This window comes from Shewanella sp. P1-14-1, from assembly GCF_001401775.1.
GTDB lineage: Bacteria > Pseudomonadota > Gammaproteobacteria > Enterobacterales > Shewanellaceae > Shewanella > Shewanella japonica.
This window is the reverse complement of sequence record NZ_LKTL01000084.1, coordinates 1-500: the sequence shown is the minus strand read 5'-3', so window position 1 is coordinate 500 and position 500 is coordinate 1. Positions and strand designations below refer to the sequence as shown.

Here is a 500-nt window from a genome sequence, read left to right as displayed (position 1 = left end):
CTATGCGGGATCGAACCGCAGACCTCCTGCGTGCAAGGCAGGCGCTCTCCCAGCTGAGCTATAGCCCCATTTACATGCAGTCAAACAAAAATATCGAATACCAATTAAATGGCTTGCCAATTCGTATGCTAATCAAGGCAGTTTAATGCGACGTTTAGCCTGCTAAACGAGTATTAAACTAACGAAGAGTAGAAAAGAATTGGTGGGTCAGAGTGGACTTGAACCACCGACCTCACCCTTATCAGGGGTGCGCTCTAACCAGCTGAGCTACAGACCCATTCTTTTTGGTCTTTTAATCCTTACTCAGCGTTACTTTCTTTGTTTCTCAGTCATGTGCTAAATCACATTCCCTACGAGACTCATCAAGTGCCTTGATTAAGAATCAAAATCCTCAAAAATATCTTTCGATACTTTGCTCTTACTTTCTATCAAGTAATCTGTGTGAACACTCAACAAACATTAAGTTAGTCGTATAGGTAAGGAGGTGATCCAGCCCCAGG

1 tRNA gene is annotated in these 500 nt (G+C 43.2%); it reads right to left on the bottom strand.

Features of this window, described 5'->3' with window-relative positions:
- Positions 1–200: 200 nt before the first annotated feature.
- Positions 201–277 (bottom strand) — tRNA-Ile (locus AN944_RS21035).
- Between the last annotated feature and the right edge of the window lie 223 nt (positions 278–500).